The organism is Haloferax sp. KTX1 (genome assembly GCF_902410085.1).
GTDB lineage: Archaea > Halobacteriota > Halobacteria > Halobacteriales > Haloferacaceae > Haloferax > Haloferax massiliensis.
Map to the genome: position 1 here is coordinate 1 of NZ_CABPRH010000297.1, position 406 is coordinate 406.

1 pseudogene is annotated in these 406 nt (G+C 56.2%); it reads right to left on the reverse strand.

The features are described from left to right. Window positions 1-406, reverse strand: a pseudogene (locus FY251_RS22945) (RND transporter); the annotation flags it as partial.

Here is a 406-nt window from a genome sequence, read left to right on the forward strand (position 1 = left end):
CGTTCGGAGCGGCGAGGGCTTCGAGAGCGTGATCTTGCTTGAGGTTCCCCTGGACATATATTTTCACAGTACTACCCTGACTGCTCCCGAATTTGTCATCCAGCAAGTTAATCGTCGACGTTATCGTATATTCACCTGGACTGAGCGACTCAGGCAACTCTGTGAGGTAGGCTGGAATCTCCTCGGGGGGAAGAAAATCTTCATTCTCGAATGAGGTGCCGACACCCGACCCATACGCGCCCATCAGACCACCTGACAGGAGCAAGCCCAAGACGATCACCGTTGGAGCGTACTGGCTCACCTGTGCAGGAAACGCGAGCATTCGTCCGAGGACTGAGTCCTCTGACGCGATCGGGGCGGAGTTGAATTCCGGAACGCCGAGACGCGTACGTAGGTCGTCGCTCAC